The 15,866-nt window shown below is 60.7% G+C and carries 15 protein-coding genes and 2 rRNA genes; 8 read left to right on the forward strand and 9 right to left on the reverse strand.

Annotated features, from left to right (window positions below; genetic code table 11):
- Together M5J06_RS12155 and rrf are read left to right on the forward strand one after the other, a co-directional pair.
- Positions 1 to 108, forward strand: a 23S ribosomal RNA gene (locus M5J06_RS12155); the annotation flags it as partial.
- A gap of 120 nt (positions 109 to 228) precedes the next feature.
- Positions 229 to 346: ribosomal RNA gene (gene rrf / locus M5J06_RS12160) — 5S ribosomal RNA — on the forward strand.
- Positions 347 to 473: 127 nt separating this feature from the next.
- On the opposite strand, the gene M5J06_RS12165 is transcribed toward rrf, so the two are convergent.
- From M5J06_RS12165 to M5J06_RS12185, 5 genes are all read right to left on the reverse strand, one after another.
- Positions 474 to 1,430, reverse strand: coding sequence for a hypothetical protein (locus M5J06_RS12165; protein WP_250224763.1), 957 nt, complete (start codon positions 1,428 to 1,430; stop codon positions 474 to 476).
- 69 nt (positions 1,431 to 1,499) lie between these two features.
- Positions 1,500 to 2,630, reverse strand: coding sequence for an aminotransferase class I/II-fold pyridoxal phosphate-dependent enzyme (locus M5J06_RS12170; RefSeq protein WP_250224764.1), 1,131 nt, complete (start codon positions 2,628 to 2,630; stop codon positions 1,500 to 1,502).
- Complete coding sequence (locus M5J06_RS12175) at positions 2,631 to 3,269, reverse strand: DUF3239 domain-containing protein (protein ID WP_070531568.1); 639 nt, start codon at positions 3,267 to 3,269, stop codon at positions 2,631 to 2,633.
- Positions 3,270 to 3,273: 4 nt separating this feature from the next.
- On the reverse strand, positions 3,274 to 4,911 hold the full coding sequence (locus M5J06_RS12180; RefSeq protein WP_250224765.1) for a DNA repair helicase XPB: 1,638 nt from the start codon (positions 4,909 to 4,911) through the stop codon (positions 3,274 to 3,276).
- Between the two features lie 37 nt (positions 4,912 to 4,948).
- Positions 4,949 to 7,051 (reverse strand): helicase-associated domain-containing protein, encoded by a 2,103-nt coding sequence (locus M5J06_RS12185; RefSeq protein ID WP_250224766.1) that lies wholly within the window; start codon positions 7,049 to 7,051, stop codon positions 4,949 to 4,951.
- 173 nt (positions 7,052 to 7,224) lie between these two features.
- On the opposite strand from M5J06_RS12185, the gene M5J06_RS12190 reads away from it, so the two are divergent.
- From M5J06_RS12190 to M5J06_RS12200, 3 genes are all read left to right on the forward strand, one after another.
- Positions 7,225 to 7,551: an ArsR/SmtB family transcription factor gene (locus M5J06_RS12190; RefSeq protein ID WP_144269159.1), complete on the forward strand. Its 327-nt coding sequence runs from the start codon at positions 7,225 to 7,227 to the stop codon at positions 7,549 to 7,551.
- The gene (locus M5J06_RS12195) at positions 7,548 to 8,684 is read left to right on the forward strand and encodes an MFS transporter (protein ID WP_154762451.1); all 1,137 of its coding nucleotides are present in this window, start codon (positions 7,548 to 7,550) and stop codon (positions 8,682 to 8,684) included. Before M5J06_RS12190 ends, M5J06_RS12195 begins: the two co-directional genes overlap by 4 nt.
- Positions 8,685 to 8,919: 235 nt before the next feature.
- Positions 8,920 to 9,105: a hypothetical protein gene (locus M5J06_RS12200; RefSeq protein WP_250224767.1), complete on the forward strand. Its 186-nt coding sequence runs from the start codon at positions 8,920 to 8,922 to the stop codon at positions 9,103 to 9,105.
- Positions 9,106 to 9,234: 129 nt separating this feature from the next.
- Here the strand turns inward: M5J06_RS12200 and M5J06_RS12205 are convergent, their stop codons facing one another.
- A complete protein-coding gene (locus tag M5J06_RS12205) occupies positions 9,235 to 10,239 on the reverse strand; it encodes a hypothetical protein (RefSeq protein ID WP_250224768.1) in 1,005 nt (334 codons plus the stop codon).
- A 238-nt stretch (positions 10,240 to 10,477) separates the two neighbouring features.
- Positions 10,478 to 11,128, reverse strand: coding sequence for a resuscitation-promoting factor Rpf1 domain-containing protein (locus tag M5J06_RS12210; protein ID WP_070523053.1), 651 nt, complete (start codon positions 11,126 to 11,128; stop codon positions 10,478 to 10,480).
- Positions 11,129 to 11,652: 524 nt separating this feature from the next.
- Here M5J06_RS12210 and M5J06_RS12215 point away from each other — a divergent pair.
- On the forward strand, positions 11,653 to 12,033 hold the full coding sequence (locus M5J06_RS12215) for a cold-shock protein (protein ID WP_070624533.1): 381 nt from the start codon (positions 11,653 to 11,655) through the stop codon (positions 12,031 to 12,033).
- Positions 12,034 to 12,160: 127 nt separating this feature from the next.
- Here M5J06_RS12215 and M5J06_RS12220 read toward each other — a convergent pair whose 3' ends face one another.
- Positions 12,161 to 12,742 (reverse strand): DUF2771 domain-containing protein, encoded by a 582-nt coding sequence (locus M5J06_RS12220; RefSeq protein WP_070531576.1) that lies wholly within the window; start codon positions 12,740 to 12,742, stop codon positions 12,161 to 12,163.
- Positions 12,743 to 12,753: 11 nt separating this feature from the next.
- On the reverse strand, positions 12,754 to 13,641 hold the full coding sequence (locus M5J06_RS12225) for a glutaminyl-peptide cyclotransferase (protein WP_437177595.1): 888 nt from the start codon (positions 13,639 to 13,641) through the stop codon (positions 12,754 to 12,756).
- A 56-nt stretch (positions 13,642 to 13,697) separates the two neighbouring features.
- Here M5J06_RS12225 and M5J06_RS12230 point away from each other — a divergent pair, with 56 nt between their 5' ends.
- A complete protein-coding gene (locus M5J06_RS12230; protein WP_367615204.1) occupies positions 13,698 to 14,327 on the forward strand; it encodes a DUF3027 domain-containing protein in 630 nt (209 codons plus the stop codon).
- A gap of 126 nt (positions 14,328 to 14,453) precedes the next feature.
- On the forward strand, positions 14,454 to 15,857 hold the full coding sequence (locus tag M5J06_RS12235; protein ID WP_070624531.1) for an NCS2 family permease: 1,404 nt from the start codon (positions 14,454 to 14,456) through the stop codon (positions 15,855 to 15,857).
- Positions 15,858 to 15,866: the final 9 nt, after the last annotated feature.

The raw sequence follows: 15,866 nt of genomic DNA on the forward strand, positions 1-15,866 counted from the left end.
GAGGTTTCATTTGAGGTCCCCCAAAGACGATGGGGTTGATAGGCCAGACCTGGACGCACCGCAAGGTGTGAAGGCTACTGGTACTAATAGACCAAAACAAACACACACACCCATTCTTTAGGGTGTGTCAACAACAAACACAACAGTAAATTAATCACACTGCCGTGTTCGCGTCCACTACACAGTATCTGACACAACACCAGCAACCAGACGTTGCCCTAAGTGTTTGTCGGTGGCCTATAGCAGCAGGGAAACGCCCGGTCCCATTCCGAACCCGGAAGCTAAGCCTGCTAACGCTGATGGTACTGCAACCGGGAGGTTGTGGGAGAGTAAGAAACCGCCGACACCAAACAACAACAAACAACTCAATACAAACAACGAAGAGACCGTTAAAGCACCATCACTGCTTTAACGGTCTCCTTCTCGTTTTCCCAACGCGAGCAGCAACTAGGTGGTATTGCCGCGGACTCCCATTACAAGGGCCATTCGTTATGGACCAAGCTCTTGCTGTTCAACGGAGAACCAACAAATGGGATAGCCTCACCGTTCCACTCGATTCTCAGTGCAAAGCCGTCCTTTTGACGGTATTTGAGGCGGATGACCGCTAGTTCGAATTCTTGCCCGTAGGACTGTTGCTCGATGAGCGCAACTGCACTGTTGTGGACCTCGCGGCGAGGGATAGAGGCGATGCGATAGCTGCCGTTATTCCAGCAGAAGATCGCATCAACTTGGCGGAGGGAGGTACCTCCCGTTGCCTTGCGCACGACAAAGTTCATGGCGAAACCGTCCCAGTCTCCACTGGAGGTCTGGTTGAAAAGCTGAATGGATGGTTTGACGTCGTTGATGAGTTGCTTGACTAAGCTACCATCGTCGCCGTTGGTGCCATTCCCATAGGCTGCGGGTGGTATGGCGTAGTCCAAAGCCGGGTAGGAGAACTGGCCAGATTGTGCGTTCTTGTGGCTCTGGTCTTTCAAATCCTGTGCAATGGGAGAGAGCTCCTCGAGGCTACTCGGCGGAGTGTAGTGGTCGGGGTAGTCTTTCCGGTCATACGTAAAGCTATCCAGCTTGTAGTCATAGCGCACGGCCAGCAACGTTGCCACGATGTTACTTGCGTTGAAAGCCTCCTGTGCTTGCTGCAGGCCATGCAGTTCACCCGCAAAGTTGGGCGGAAAGAGGTCTAGCAACAGATTCTGGTGAATGCGTTCGTGTGCTTCGCTATAACGCAGAACCCTGTCAAAGGGTGGTGCACCCGTGATTTCAGCGACATTGACGTAGATAAACCCGGCGGCCTTTTGCCAGACGGCGAAGAAGGTAATGGACTCGACGTTCTGCTCTTTGATGGTTGGGTCTGTGACGAATGAATGACGTACCGCCAGCTCGAATCTCTCCGTGGGAGAGCCAAAGCCGTATTCATAATGTTGCTGTGACATGTGAGCCACAATACAGAGTTTGCCCCGTTCCGGTCGGGGACGCTGGTGATAAAGCCCCGGAGAGCTTTTCTAGCAATTGTGCATCATACGGCGCACCGCTTCGCGGATGATCTCCGGACGCTTGCAGAAGGCAAAGCGAACCTTGGACTTCCACGGCTCTGGGTTGTCCGTGAAGGCGGCCAGCGGGATGGCTGCCACGCCCTTTGTTGCGGGCAGCTGCATGCAGAAGTCCACGCCGGTCATTCCGGTGGGGGAGACATCGGCAACCACGTAGTAGGTGCCGCCGGTGTCGTGGACGTGGAAGCCCAAGTTTTCTAGCCCTTCCACTAGGATGCCGCGGCACTCTGCAAGCTCAGACACCATGCCGTCCAGCCATTCTTGTTCATAACGCAGGGCATGCGCCACGGCGGGCTGGAAGGGCGTGGTGGAGACGAAGGTGGTGAACTGCTTGGCTTTGATGACGCCGTCGAGAAGCTTAGGCTCCGCAATGGCCCAGCCGGTCTTCCAGCCGGTGCAGTTGAAGGATTTGGCGGCAGAAGACACCGTGACGGTGCGCTCGGCCATCCCCGGCAGGGAGGCGATGCTGACGTGCTCGGCGGTGCCGAAGGTGAGGTTTTCGTAGACTTCATCGGCCAACACGCGGAGGTCCTTCTCCACGCAGAGCTCGGCAAGCTCGGTGAGTGCCTCGCGGGAGAAGACCGAGCCGGTCGGGTTGTGCGGGGTATTGATGATGACCATGGCGGTCTTATCGGTCACGGCCGCACGTACCGCAGCAACGTCGATATCCCAGCTGTTGCCGGATTCCTTCAAGGGGACGGGGATGCGGGTGGCGTCGGCAAGCGCGATGGCGGCGATATAGGCGTCGTAATAAGGCTCGAGGACGATGACCTCCTGGCCGGGCTCCACGAGGCCCAAGACTGTTGCGGTGATGGCCTCGGTAGCACCGGCGGTGACCACGACGTGGTCCTGCGGCACGGAGTAGGCCTCCGCGATGGCGTCGACCAGTTCTGGGACCCCGCGTAGGGGAGCGTATTGGTTGTTGCCGCCGGCGATATTCTCCTGGGCAATCTCCAGCATGCGCTGTGGGCCATCGCTATCGGGGAAACCCTGGCCCAAGTTCACCGCGTCATGCTCCACAGCAAGCGCGGTCATGGTGGCAAAGATGGTTTCGCCAAATTCTTCAAGCCTGTGAACAGTCATTTAGAGCACCAACAGATCGTACTTCGTAGCCTTGACGTCAGTCAGACGCTTGCGTGCGCGCTCCAGGCGCTGCCACTGATCCTCCGGAATGGACTTGCGTGCAATCGTCACGGTCTCCGCATCCGGGGTGCCCCAAGCAATTGGCATCGGGGTGATCTGCTGCCAATGGTCTTTATCGCTGCTGCTGCGCTGGCCGGAAACAGCGGCCACCGGGACCTTAGTTCCCACGGTGCGCTTGATGCCTGGAATGCTCGTGACCGTGCGCAGGCATGCGCCCCACCGCGGCGGCGCCTTCGGGTCAACATTGGTGTTTACCAAGGCCATGAGGACCATGTCGCGCTCGTTGACCTCCGCGACGACGGCCGGGGCAAGCGGATAAGAGTCATAGAGCTTTTGTGCCGTGCCGACCTTGCTTGAGGCCATGATGCCAACAACGGCGCAAAAGATTCCGAAGAGCACCATGCCGACGGCCAGCGTGATGCGCCAGACGGCATCCATGCCCAAGTAAACGGCGAGGGCACCGAGGATAAGAACCAAGCCCATGATGAGGCCGGAATTGCGCAGGCGCGAGGAATCACGCAGGAGCTCGTTGTTCTTCTTGGCAAAGTCTTCGTTGACGTCAAACTTGAAAATCTTCATCAGCTCACAAGTCTACTTCGTCCACCAGCCGGTAGGCATAACCTTGCTCGGCCAAAAAGCGCTGGCGGTGCATGGCGTATTCCGCATCGATCGATTCGCGCGCCACCAATGTGTAGAAGGTGGCCTCCTGCCCGTCCTTCTTCGGACGCAGCAGGCGACCTAGGCGCTGGGCTTCCTCCTGACGGGAGCCGAAGGTGCCGGAAACCTGGATGGCCAGGGCGGCTTCGGGGAGATCGATGGAGAAGTTCGCGACCTTGGAGACCACCAGGGTGGGAAGCTCGCCCTCGCGGAATTGCTGGAAGAGCTTTTCGCGTTTGGCGGTGGAGGTCTTGCCGTCGATGACGGGCGCGCTGAGGTGCTCACCGAGCTCCTCCAGCTGGTCCACGTAGGCGCCGATGATGAGTGCTTGCTGACCTGCATGCTTCTTTAGCAGCTTGTCGACGGCCCGCAGCTTAGCGCTTGCCGACGCCGCAATCCTATACCTCTCCCGCGCCTGTGCCGTGGCATAGAGCAGGCGCTCCTCCTGCGTCATGTCCACGCGCACCTCGACGCAGTCCGCGGTGGCGATGTAGCCGGCGGATTCCAGTTCCTTCCACGGTGCGTCATATCGCTTGGGACCGATGAGCGAAAAGACATCGCCTTCGCGGCCGTCCTCGCGGATGAGTGTGGCGGTCAGTCCTAAGCGGCGGCGCGATTGCAGGTCGGAGGTCATTCGGAAAACTGGGGCCGGCAGGAGGTGCACTTCGTCGTAGATAATAAGGCCCCAGTCATGGGAATCGAAGAGCTCGAGCGCGCGGTATTCGCCCTTGGTCTTGCGGGTGACCACCTGGTAGGTGGCGATGGTAATCGGCTTGATTTCCTTCTTCTCCCCCGAGTACTCACCAATCTCCTCCGGCGTGAGGCTGGTGCGGCGCAGCAGCTCATCGCGCCATTGGCGCCCAGCTACGGTGTTGGTCACGAGGATGAGCGTGGTGGCCTGTGCTTTAGCCATGGCGGCAGCACCCACGATGGTTTTGCCCGCGCCACAGGGCAGGACCACGATGCCGGAGCCACCGGACCAGAAGGAATCGGCGGCGTACTGCTGATAATCGCGAAGCTGCCAGTCCACCTCCTCCGTACTCAGCGCGATGGGATGGGATTCGCCGTCGACGTAGCCGGCGCGGTCATCGGCGGGCCAGCTGGCTTTAAGCAGCTCTTGTTTGAGGCGCCCGCGCGCGGAGGGTGGAACGGCGATAGTGCTGTCATCGATGCGCGGGCCCAGCAACTCGCTGACTTTCTTGGTGCGCGTGAGCTCTTCGAGGATGACGGGCTCGTCCGATTCGAGGATGAGACCGTGGGCTGGGTGGGCCAGCAGGCGCACGCGGCCGTAGCGCGACATGGTCTCGGCGACGTCGATCAGCAGTGCCTGCGGCACCGGGAAGCGGGAGTAGTTCTCTAAGACGTCGACGACTTGCTCAGCATCGTGCCCGGCGGCACGCGCATTCCACAGCGCCAGTGGGGTGATGCGATAGGTGTGGATGTGCTCGGGCGCGCGCTCCAGCTCGGCAAAAGGAGCGAGCGCTGCGCGGGCCTCGTTGGCCTGCGGGTGATCCACCTCGAGGAGGACAGTCTTGTCCGATTGGACGATGAGCGGTCCGGGCATGTCTGGGGCCTTTCTACTCTGTGCGTCAGGGAAGGGCTTAATCCCTGTCGGCGAAGCGGACGGAGGAAATGCGGTGAACCGGGAAACGCACGGGCTTGCCCGCGGTGCCTAGGGCATCAATGTAGCCGCCCTCAACGGAGAGTGGTGTCACGGTCACGGTGCGGATATCGCCGCTTTTATCGGCATAGGAAATCACGATATCGGCGTGGAAGCGCGCGGCGGCGCGGGCCAGGGTGAGCGGATCCGGCTCCTCCTCCTGGTGTTGGCTCGGGTCCTGCGCCGACTTCTGCAAAGCCTGAAGCGCCTGCTCCACCGAGGCGGGCTCGCGCTTGCGCGGCTTCGTGCGGGGCGTGGGCAAAAGGTAGGGCTCGGGGGCGACGGTAAGGGAAGCGCCGGATTCATCCTCCGGGGTGGGGGATAGGCCCTTTGCTCGCATCTTCTCCAGCAGCTCGCCCACGCGCAGCTGCGATATCGCGACGGTGGGCGCGAGCAAGCGCAGATCGGGAACGGATGCGACGGCGAGCTCCAGGAGCGCGGGGTCCTCGCTGCGCAGGTATGAGATCGCCGGCCCGCTGCGGAGGGTGCCATGGCGCTTGGCGACGTCCCCGATGGCAAACTCCAACGCCTGCGGCACGCCCGTCGGGCAATGCTTTTCCAAAAAGTCGGTCATTTCCTGGGCGGTGAGCCCATGGTCCATACCGCGGCGAATGGTGGACTCGCTGATGCGGTACACGCTGGCCAGGCCTGGGGATTCGAGGTCCGCCAGGGAGGCGAGGGTACGGTGCGTGTCTGGCTCGAGGGGTCCGGGCACGAGGACGGTGAGATCTTGTTGGATGATGAATTCGCTGACGGTATCGGGGACGAGGCTGGCGGCCGCGGCGGAATCACCCAGCACGCGGGTAGCCTTGCCCAGCGCTATAGCACCGATCCATTCGGCTTCGGCGCGCAGTTGCTCAATGGTCACCGTGCGCGTGTGGCTGGCAAAGAGTGGGGAGCGAAAGCGCAGATCCTCCCAGAACTCATCGTCATTCAGCGCGACTGCGGAGTGTGCATAGACGCCGAGAACGAAAGCGCGGAAGCGCGGCAGGCGGCGCACGAGGCTATCCTCCGCGAGCACCCGGGTCTCAGCCCAGCTGGCCCAGGGGGAGGTACGCCAGGCGTCGAGAAGAATGCGCCACTTCTCCCCGAGATCGGCCCCGAGCCATTCCTGGGACCCGGTGGTCGGGGCGAGGAAGTGTCCTTCCAGGCCATCCGGCTCGCCACGGTGGAGAAGCCTAGCGTGGTGGCCCAAACAGATGAGTCGCGCGACCTCCTCCTTCTCCAGAGCGAGATCCTTGGCCAGCTGGTTGAGGGGGCGAACGCCGACCGAAGAATCCTTGAGCAGCGCTACCGGATGGCTTCCAAGCAACTCGATAAGCCGCTCCATGCCGCGCACGGCTTCCAGGCCAGCTGCGGCACCGGCGTCATCCGCCTTGGTATCCGGCTCCGGGGTTCCGGCGCGCCCCGAGGGGGTGGTGGGAATGGGCGGGGTGGTATCACCAGCCAGCAGGCGGGCAAGCGAGTGCGGCAGGCGCACCGAGTGAGCGTTGATACGCTCCAAGAAGCCCTTGGCCAGCAGGCGCTTGGCAGGATCCTCGGAGTTGATGTCTGGCTCGGTGTCGGTGGTATAGCCCATGCCGTCGCTAGTGCTTAAGGCATCGAGGACTCGGCGCTCTTCGGGAGCAAGCGTGGCTAGGTCCTTTTCATCGAACTCGACTTGGTTGCGCAGCGACCAGCCGGTGGGAAGCGAGCCCATCACCGCGGTGACGATGCGTACCTGCGGTGCGTCACCGAAGACGAGGCCGCGCTCCTTGAGCTGTTTCGTGATTGTGGGGTTGGTGTCTTCCACCATGTCGACCTCGCCGCCGCGTTGTGCGATGTCCTCCAAGGCAGCGAGCTGCTCGGCGTTGCTTGCCGCCAAGGCATCCGCGACATGCATCGGAAGTGTCAGGCGCGAGGCCAGCGCGTCGAAGTCCCTCGGCGCGGGGGAGAGAACATCGCTGCGGTTGCTCAGCAGGGCGCGTAAGTCTTCAGCGGGTAGTTGGCTGAGCCATTCGCGGTAGCTCTCGGTGAGGTGGGCGCGGTTTGAGGGGGAGGTCATGATGGCACTCAAGCTTAGTGCTTCGGTGAAGAGCAAGTTTGGACCGTCCTGAAACAGAGGAAACCACTGCACTGGCTTAGAAGTTGATTGAGGGGCTAGCGGGCCACTGCGACTGTGCAACAATTGTTGTACGATTATTGTGCAAGAATTACTGCACAATTTTTGGAGGTTTAATGTCACCTCGCGTTTACCGCCATCCGGGTACTGACGAAATCACTTTGGTTGGCGTGTTTGCTGCCTTGAGCGACCCTACGAGGCTGGAGATGATCCGCCGGTTAGCAGACGGGGAAGAGCATGACAGTTTGGAGCTGGCGGACGATTTGCCGCGGTCGACGCTGACGTATCACACGCGCATGTTGCGGGAAGCAGGGGTGACGTGGACTCGGAGTGCGGGTCGTGCGTGTTTGATCCGGTTGCGGCGCGAAGACCTAGACCAACTTTTCCCGGGAGTGCTTGCAACGGCAATCGCCAACGCAGGTTATGGGGTGGATCAGTCATGATGCATCGGCTATGGCCTTTTGTCCTAGGTAGCGTAGCGCTCGGCTTGGATGCATACGTCGTCGCGGGTCTCCTTCCATTCATTGCAACTTCCCTCGGTGCAAAGGAAGCCACGGTCGGGCTGGGCGTTGCGGCTTTCACGGGCTCGTACGCGATCGTGGGGCCCTTGCTGGCAGGGCGAGCTGGGCAGAGGTCACGGAGCAGCCTTCTTGCCACCTTGCTGGTGTTTACTGTGGCGAACTTGGCTACGGCGCTTTCGCCGACAGTGGGATTCTTTCTGGTCACTCGTGTGGTGGCTGGTGCAGCAGCAGGCGTCTACTCGCCGCTGTCGTCCGCAGTCGCCGCCGAAATCGTGGGACAGCAACGTCGAGGGCGCGCGGTGGCGCTGGTGCTTGCTGGATTGGCGGTCGGTACTGTGTTCGGCGTCCCTGTCGGCTTGGCCCTGGCGCAGCGTTGGGGCTGGCGAGCTGCGATCCTGTTGATCGTGATCATCGGTGGCGCAGCGCTGGCAGGCATCGCGCTGCGTGGCGGTGAACTGCCAGCAATTCCAGCCTCAGCCCCCGCTGAACGGCTGCGATCCATAGCGCGACCAAAGAATCTCCTCACAGTAACTGTGACACTACTGACAGGTGTCAGTTCTTTGGGGCTTTACACCTACCTGGCAGTCGTTCTTTCCGCGGGAAGTCTTGCTTCGCATCAGAACATGGCGATTTGGATTTGGGGGCTCGGCGGGGCGGTCGGGGCGTTAGGAATCGGGAGGCTCGTGGACAGGTTTAATCCCCTTCGCTTGAGTTCTGTCATCCTCGCTGTCCTTGCATGTGCACTTGCCGGCATGAGCCAAAGTGAGATTCCAGAAGTACTGGTGGGGAGTTTGTTCATTTGGGGATTGTGTGGTTGGGCATCTCTCGCGCCTCAGCAACATGTTCTGCTTCAGACGAATCCTACCGATGGTGCTACGGCTGTGGCTGCGAATGCTTCGGCGAACTATCTGGGCTCAGCCCTGGGGGCGACCATCGGTTCACTGTTGGTCGCTGCGCATGCGGCGCCGATTGTTCTGTGCGGCTCTGCGGCGGCGGTGGCCGTGCTTGCTCTGCTTTGCCAGCTTGTTCGACAGCGCATGGGCTTTAATGCGTAGATATGCGTCTCATCGCCGTGCAGCCGGCGGCTGGCTTGAGCGGTCGAGCAGTTCAGCGCTCGCGGTGTAACCGTCGCGTACGGTTTGCTGTTTAACAGAGACGTTTACCGCTTTCGTGCGATGGACCAACGCCCTAGTCGTTGTAGCTAGAGAAATTTTTTAGATGGGGGAGGGATGGGGCACTTGTTGCTTCTTTGAGTTACTTTTTGCCGCGGGGTTTGGAATAATGAGGAGCATGTCGAATGAGAACAAAGGCTTCGTATCCCCGGCTTGGCCGAAGAACAGCCCCCGCGAGCACGTCATTACTGAGATCACTGCACCGTTTGCTGGCGCATCCAGCCCGTATGGTGACGATCTGATTCTGCCGATGCCGGCAGAGAAGCTGAACTACGTACACCCGTACACCCGCATCAACCACTAATCGGCTGCGCAGATAGCTGCGCATTCATGTGTGGTGAGGCCGCGGCCTTTCAGCCGGCGGCCGGCTTTCAGCCCCTCCGAGAATGTTCTCCTCGGTGGGGCTATACGTGTTGGTAGCTGCCTGGAAAGCCTAAGCCTGCTCCTCCGGAGCCTCTGTATTCTGCTTCTGAAACTCTTCCTCGAAGGGGAAGAATGTATTCGCAATGTTTACCCACGTGAGTGGCGTCATGATATAGGGAACGGCTGTGGCGTTCCAGAGGATGCCGCCTCTAAACTTCTCGGTTTCGCGGTCTACCTTTACCCACACAACGGCCACGTCAAAGTCCATTCCGCGCGACGCGGCGCGCACGAGCTCAACGGCCGGCTTCTCTAGTGTGGTGCGGGAGAAAACCGCGTTGGTGTAGACCCCGTCCTTGCGGTAGAGGACCGGATCCACCTGGCGCAACGCTATGCCTTTGGCGCCGTTGACCACGACGAAGTGAATAAGGGAGGCATCCCACGTCCCGGCAGATTCACTGAGCTCTGTTCCCAGGGCTTCGTAGAGCTGGCCAAAATACGGATCGAGCTCTGCTTCCGTTCCGTCGAGGTAATCGATTTCTGCATTGGGCATACCCATTAACCGTAAGGGGGAAAAGAAGCCACCCATCTGGGCCGCCGAGATCGCCTTCTTCCTTACGCGCAGGCCTTCCTCGCGCAAGTCCTCCTTCTTCTTCGGTACCTCTTCTTTCGTGAGGTGGTCCTGCAAGGAGTATTCAAAGGTGCCCATCTTGCGGTCGTAGTACGCGGTCAGTGTGGTGGCTACCCATTCAGGGGCGTCCTCGGGCGGTGTATCGCCACCGTTGTTCTCGAGGCGCAACCAGTGAGTTTTGGGGTAGAGGTCCACGAGGAGCTTGGCATGGGCAACTTCGTTGTACTCGCTGTAGCGAAGAGTCTCGGTGAATAGGTTCTCTTTCTTGTCACCGATTTCAGCGAGGTTGGTGTACTGGAAGCTGCCGTCGGGGCGGAAGGTGATGAAAAACGCAATTGAGTTGACGTTTTGTTCTGTGATCAGGTGGTCTGTTTTAAAGTCGGCGCGGACAGCATTTTCGAAGCGCTCAGTCGGGGTACCAGCAAATGCGGAATAGCGTTGTTCCATGGGGACATGGTACGGGCGCTGGCGGCGTCGCGCGCGCCGAAAACGTGGATGACTATTTCGCCTGGGTTTTGAAACCGTCCAGCAGTGTATTCGATAGCTTGCGCGCTGAGGGCACCGCCGCGGTTGAGGTCAAGGCAAAACAGAAGAGACCAGCTGGATTTCCTCCAGCTGGTCTCTTCTGTTTTATGTAGTTAGAGTTTGCCTCGATGTGCCGTGCTTGCACGGCGCGGCGCGCTGCTTAGCGTGCAGCCAGAACCTGTGCCAGCGGGTCGATGACGTGGCGGTTGGCGGAGTAGAAGGCGTTGAAGTCGTGGCGATTTGCCTTGTACTGCTCGGTGAAGGAGGCCGGAATCGTCAGGCCGTACTGGGTGGCGGTGTCCTGGATGAGGGAGTAGAGGGCGTCGGAAGCCAGCTCATCGGTGGGCTCCTCAGCGGCCTCCTGAACGGCCTGCGGGGCGTCAGCCGGAGCCTCCGGAGCGGTCTTCTCCTCGGCCGGGGCTGCGGCTGCGCTTGCATCACGCGGGGTCGGGGCGGAGTTCAGGCCCAGGCTTGCGGAGCAAGCCGGCCATGCGCCCCAACCCTGCTGTGCCAGGGTGCGCTCAGCAACAACGATCTGCTGCTCGCGGGTTGCCAGGTTAGCGGTCGGAGCGAACTCACCGCCGCCGTAGGCCTGCCAGGTCTGAGCGTTGAACTGCAGGCCGCCGTGGTAACCGTTGCCGGTGTTGATGGCCCAGTTGCCGCCGGACTCGCACTGCGCGAGGCGGTCCCAATCGGAATCCGGTGCAGCGGCAGCGTTCGGTGCCATGATGGCTGCGGCGGCACCCACGGCAACGGTGGAGGCGGCAAACTTGGTGGCGATGGACTTGTTCTTAGCGGAGTGGCGTCCCATTAAAGTATTCCTTCTCTAGGTTGTTCTTGCTTTCTCGCGCCCAGATGATGCCCAGTCCGGCATAATGTCTTGCAGTTGATGTTCATAGTCATGCACATCATATGCGGCCGCCTAGTGGAAGCCCGGACTGTGTCTGGGGCGAGACTTCCACGGCCGGCGGCCGAAGTGCCTGTGGGAAAGAGTAGCGGTTTATAACGAAACAGTCACGTTAAATGCTCCAAAACGGTAACAATCATGCCGATTTATCTATGTTTCCCCTGTTCGCGGCGGGAATGTTAGCTACGTCACACGTGTTATGGGTGTGGTTGATGGGGTGAACTCTGGGGCAAGTTTCTCTGGCGGAGCGTGGGGAGGTTAAGATGTATCTCTTTATAAGTTCCACGGATAGTTCCTCCGCGCGGCCGCTTCGGTATTAATTACGCCGCGCCTCCTCGTCCCGGAATGCTTGCGGCCTACAGGCCTGGTGCATGGCAGCGCCTAAGCTTTCTAAAGAGGAGAGACGGAAAGAAAGTGAGTGAAGAACCATGCCTATCGGCAAAGTGAAGTGGTATGACGCGGACAAGGGCTTCGGCTTTGTCAGCAACCCTGGCGATGAAGACGTCTACGTTAGTCGCAACGTGCTGCCCAAGGGCGTTGATGAGCTGTATCAAGGCCAGCGAATCGAGTTCGACTTCGCTGCTGGCCGCCGCGGCCCGCAGGCGCTGCGCGTGAAGGTCCTTGATTCCCCGCGCCGCCGTACCCCGGCCCGCAAGCCGGAGGAGCTGTCGAGCATGCTTTCCGACGTCATGACGTTGCTCGAAACCCAAGTGCAGCCCGTGCTGAGCCAAGGCCGCTACCCAGAGCGCAAAACCGGCCGTCAGGTGGCTGAGATTCTGCGCGCTATTGCCAAGGACTTGGATAGCTAAGGGGCGGCCTACATTCGTAGGCCGATGACTGAAAAGTGCCCTAGTTGCCAAAAGTTAGGCTGATTTTTCAATGATCAGCCCTAAGTTTGGCAACTAGGGCACTTTGTCGATCGGTGGGACAGGGGCGCTACTTCTCAGCTGGTGCTTCGCCCGTGGCCTTGGACTCCTTGAGTTCTTCATCCGTCATGGTGGACAGGGACCACACCGTCTGCATCGGGGTCTCCTCGCCATTGGCATCGTGGCCAATCATGAGCGTAGAAATCTCCACCACCATCAGCTTGGGGCGCTCACCGGTGGAGGCCTCAATCGGCGGTACAGAGCCGGGGATGTCCAGCGAGGTGGTCTCGTTGGCGCCGTGAGAGGTGCTGTCATTGGCGGCCGGGTCATCATAGATGGACAGCACGGACCACTCGTGGTTAGAGATGGCCTCGGGGATCTCCAACTTCAAGGTGTCATCGGGGCCCACCGTGAGGTTGGGAACCTCGCCTTCCTTGCAGTCGGTGCCAGGCTCGCAGACGCTATAGGGTGCAACGTCAAGGGTGTCGGAGCCCACCGTGGCCGTGATGGTGACGTCCTGTGGCTCGGGGCCCGGGCGGTCATTCCTCCACTTTTGGAACAGCACCACCGCCACGACGATGACCGCCACGGCGATAATGAGCGCCAGAAACTGCAGCAGCGACTTCTTCCTTGCTTGCTTCACGGTAGCCATGGCTGAGAATCCTACTCGAAGCGCACCCGGTACAGCTCATCCCAGAGCTTGCCGGTGATCCAAAACTCGTCGGTGCCCGGGATTCGGGCGATGCCGTTGAGGACGGCGTTGGGATCCGTAGAAGGGGAGTGGTTGAGGTTTGCGGTATCGATCACGGCGGTGACAGCGCCGGATTCCGGGTCGATGCGCAGGATATCCTCGCTCATCCAGACGTTGGCATAGACCGCACCATCGACGCACTCAAGCTCGTTGATGTTATCCACGGGGGAGCCGTCGAGGGTGACTTCGGTGCGCGGGGCGAGCTCTGCGAAGGCCTTCGGATCGAGGTGGCGCAGCTTGGCGGAGCCGTCGGACATGATGAGTTCGGATCCCGCGTTACACAGGCCCCATCCCTCGCCGTCATAGCTAGCGCGGTCCAGTTCCTCAAAGGTGGCGGAATCCCGCAGGAAAGCTGTCCCGGATTTCCAGGTCAGCTGCCAGATGCCGGCGTTGGTCTGCGTGATTCCCTCTCCGAAGAATGAGCTTTCCAGCGAGGTTTCTTCCTGTGGGGCCTCTGCACCCGGGCTGAGGCGCAGCAGGCGGGACTTGCCGTTGAGCCCGGTGCCGATCAGCAGGTTGCCATCGGGGTCGACCTCCAGCCCCTGGGTAAAAGTATCGGGCGGCAGGGGTGCGGTGTCTAGGACGGTAACGCCCAAGCGTTCTGGGGAGCGTGCGCTTGGCGACGTCCCACCGCTCCCCATCGACGAGGAAGATGACGCCGAAGAGGCAGATGACACCGCGTGATCGCCTGCGGGTTGGGAGGAGCACGACGCAAGCGGTGCGAGGAGAACACCGGCGGAGAGAGCTGCAGCTAGTGCGCGAGACGCGAGAGTGAGGTGTGGGAGGGCCATGACTGTCATTGTGCACTATGGCTTGGTGCGTGATTAATAATGGGAGGGTGACTCGCAAGAAAAAGATGCATTCCCCGCTTCTCGATTCGACCGCCGTCGACTTGGCGCGCCGGGCCGTGGAAGAGGTAGGTGAGGGGGACGTCGGCAAGCACCGCGGCGTTGCCGGAGTAGGCCGCAACGTGGCCACTCACCGTTTCGACGCCCACGTGCCGGGCTATCCGGGGTGGGAGTGGCATGCTGTCGTCGCCTGCGCGGAGGGCTCGCGCACACCGACCGTTAACGAGGTCGCGCTCGTTCCCGGCGGCCAGGCCCTCCAAGCACCCGAGTGGGTGCCCTATTCCGAGCGCCTGCGCCCAGGGGACCTTGGCCCGGGCGACCTCATGCCGCCCGCGCCCGGTGATGAAAGGCTTGATGATGGGAAGCTTTCCGAGGCAGGCCTCAAGGAAGCTAAGGATCGCTGGCGCAAGAAGTATGGGCCGAATTCGGAGATGGCAGCGCAGGCGCAGCTGCAGTGCAAAACCTGTGCTTTCTGTCTTGAGCTGATACCTAATTACGGCGTCTGTGCCAATGAATACTCGGCGGACGGGAAAGTGGTGCACGCCACCTACGGGTGCGGTGCGCATTCCGGCACGACCATCCGTGAGGAGGGATCGGAGCAGGAGCGTCCCTTTGATGATGAGAAGCCGATCTTTTAAGAGGCTCGCCTTTCTCCCCGCACGCAGCAACGACGCAGCGTGCGGGGTTTGCGTTTTAGTGCCTGGATGGAGCACCCTTAGCAGGTAAAACTTCATTTCTCTAGATAGAAGGGGCGCTCTCTCACGATGAACGCAGCTATCGATCGCTATTTCAAGATTTCCGAACGCGGATCCACCGTGGGAACCGAGGTCCGCGCCGGCGTGGTCTCGTTCTTCGCGATGGCCTACATCATCCTCCTCAACCCTCTCATCCTGGGCACGTCCGCTGACGCTGCCGGCACCACCCTGGGCATCCCGCAGGTCGCCGCCGCCACCGCATTGGTGGCCGGTGTCATGACCATCGCCTTCGGCATGATCGCCCGCTATCCGTTCGCCATGGCTGCGGGCCTGGGTATGAACACCTTCGTCGCCGTGACGATGGTTTCCCTCAACGGCCTGGAATGGCGCGAGGCGATGGGCCTCGTCGTCATCGAAGGCATCATCATCGTCCTGCTGGCCATCTCTGGCTTCCGCCAGGCCGTCTTCGATGCCATCCCGGCCTCCATGAAGGCAGCGATGGGCGTGGGCATTGGTATGTTCATCGCGCTCATCGGTTTCGTGGATGGTCACTTTGTTACCCGCGTGCCGGATGCCGCGATGACCACTGTTCCGGTGAGCCTGGGCGTTAACGGCTCGATCGCTACGTGGCCGGCCTTCGTCTTTGTCGTGGGCCTGATTCTCTCCGCCTTCTTCGTCATCCGCCAGGTTCGCGGCGGGCTGTTCATTGGCATCGTCATTACCACCATCATCGCCATGATCATTCAGGCGCTGACCGGTTCCGAGGACTGGGGCATGGCTACCCCGGAGGTGCCCAGTTCCTTGGGTGGTCTGCCGGATCTTTCGATTGTGGGCCAGGTCGATCCGATTAGCGCCTTTACCAAACTCGGCGTGGTCTCCACGGTCTTGCTGATCTTCACCCTGCTGCTCACCAACTTCTTCGACGCCATGGGCACCATGAACGGCCTGGGCAAGCAAGCCAACCTCGTGGACGAGAAGGGCAACCTTCCGAACATGAAGACCGCCCTGGTGGTTGAGGGCTTTGGCGCCGTTGCCGGAGGCGCCGGTTCGGTCTCCTCCAACACGGTGTTTGCTGATTCGGCGGCCGGCATCGGTGACGGTGCCCGCACCGGCCTGGCCAACGTGGTGACCGGTGTGATCTTCTTGCTGGCCATGTTCCTCACCCCGCTCTACGAGATCGTGCCCATTGAGGCAGCGGCCCCCGTCCTCGTCGTCGTGGGCGTGATGATGGCGGCACAGCTCAAGGACATCGAGTGGAACCGCATGGAGGAGGCCATTCCGGCCTTCCTCACCATCGTGGTCATGCCCTTTACTTACTCCATTGCTAACGGTATTGGTGTGGGCTTCATCGCTTATGCCCTGATGGCTACCTTTGCCGGCAAGGCCAAGAAGGTGCACTGGATCATGTGGCTCGTGGCCGCCCTCTTCGTGGTCTACTTCGCCATGGAGCCCATCAGCTCGCTGCTGGCATAGCCCGCCTGG

The organism is Corynebacterium intestinale (assembly GCF_023574125.1).
In the GTDB taxonomy this organism is placed as follows: domain Bacteria; phylum Actinomycetota; class Actinomycetes; order Mycobacteriales; family Mycobacteriaceae; genus Corynebacterium; species Corynebacterium hesseae.

Excerpts from the sequence above, each read along its gene's own strand:
- M5J06_RS12165 (WP_250224763.1), bottom strand. The coding sequence starts at position 1,430 with ATGTCACAGCAACATTATGAATACGGCTTTGGCTCTCCCACGGAGAGA.
- M5J06_RS12170 (WP_250224764.1), bottom strand. The coding sequence starts at position 2,630 with ATGACTGTTCACAGGCTTGAAGAATTTGGCGAAACCATCTTTGCCACC.
- M5J06_RS12175 (WP_070531568.1), bottom strand. The coding sequence starts at position 3,269 with ATGAAGATTTTCAAGTTTGACGTCAACGAAGACTTTGCCAAGAAGAAC.
- M5J06_RS12180 (WP_250224765.1), bottom strand. The coding sequence starts at position 4,911 with ATGCCCGGACCGCTCATCGTCCAATCGGACAAGACTGTCCTCCTCGAG.
- M5J06_RS12185 (WP_250224766.1), bottom strand. The coding sequence starts at position 7,051 with ATGACCTCCCCCTCAAACCGCGCCCACCTCACCGAGAGCTACCGCGAA.
- M5J06_RS12190 (WP_144269159.1), top strand. The coding sequence starts at position 7,225 with ATGTCACCTCGCGTTTACCGCCATCCGGGTACTGACGAAATCACTTTG.
- M5J06_RS12195 (WP_154762451.1), top strand. The coding sequence starts at position 7,548 with ATGATGCATCGGCTATGGCCTTTTGTCCTAGGTAGCGTAGCGCTCGGC.
- M5J06_RS12200 (WP_250224767.1), top strand. The coding sequence starts at position 8,920 with ATGTCGAATGAGAACAAAGGCTTCGTATCCCCGGCTTGGCCGAAGAAC.
- M5J06_RS12205 (WP_250224768.1), bottom strand. The coding sequence starts at position 10,239 with ATGGAACAACGCTATTCCGCATTTGCTGGTACCCCGACTGAGCGCTTC.
- M5J06_RS12210 (WP_070523053.1), bottom strand. The coding sequence starts at position 11,128 with ATGGGACGCCACTCCGCTAAGAACAAGTCCATCGCCACCAAGTTTGCC.
- M5J06_RS12215 (WP_070624533.1), top strand. The coding sequence starts at position 11,653 with ATGCCTATCGGCAAAGTGAAGTGGTATGACGCGGACAAGGGCTTCGGC.
- M5J06_RS12220 (WP_070531576.1), bottom strand. The coding sequence starts at position 12,742 with ATGGCTACCGTGAAGCAAGCAAGGAAGAAGTCGCTGCTGCAGTTTCTG.
- M5J06_RS12225 (WP_437177595.1), bottom strand. The coding sequence starts at position 13,641 with ATGACAGTCATGGCCCTCCCACACCTCACTCTCGCGTCTCGCGCACTA.
- M5J06_RS12230 (WP_367615204.1), top strand. The coding sequence starts at position 13,698 with ATGCATTCCCCGCTTCTCGATTCGACCGCCGTCGACTTGGCGCGCCGG.
- M5J06_RS12235 (WP_070624531.1), top strand. The coding sequence starts at position 14,454 with ATGAACGCAGCTATCGATCGCTATTTCAAGATTTCCGAACGCGGATCC.